A 291-nucleotide genomic window follows, 5' to 3' on the forward strand; every position below is an offset into this window, starting at 1 on the left:
AGTGCTCACACAGATTGTCTGATGAAAAGTAAATAGCAAGGCGTCTTGCGATTGAGACTTCAGTGTCCCCTTCGTCTAGAGGCCCAGGACACCGCCCTTTCACGGCGGTAACAGGGGTTCGAATCCCCTAGGGGACGCCACTTGCTGGTATGTGTGAGTGAAAGTCGCCGACCGAAGTATCTCAAAACTGACTTACGAGTCACGTTTGAGATATTTGCTCTTTAAAAATCTGGATCAAGCTGAAAATTGAAACGACACACTGTTTCATTTCTCCGTAATAAGAAATGAAAA

1 tRNA gene is annotated in these 291 nt (G+C 45.7%); it reads left to right on the top strand.

Annotation, left to right across the window (positions count from 1 at the left end):
- The first annotated feature begins 64 nt into the window (after positions 1–64).
- Positions 65–140: transfer RNA gene (locus OGY13_RS01035), tRNA-Glu, on the top strand.
- Positions 141–291: the final 151 nt, after the last annotated feature.

Origin of the sequence: Citrobacter sp. Cpo045 (assembly GCF_030332875.1) — a bacterium.
Classification (GTDB): domain Bacteria; phylum Pseudomonadota; class Gammaproteobacteria; order Enterobacterales; family Enterobacteriaceae; genus Citrobacter; species Citrobacter portucalensis.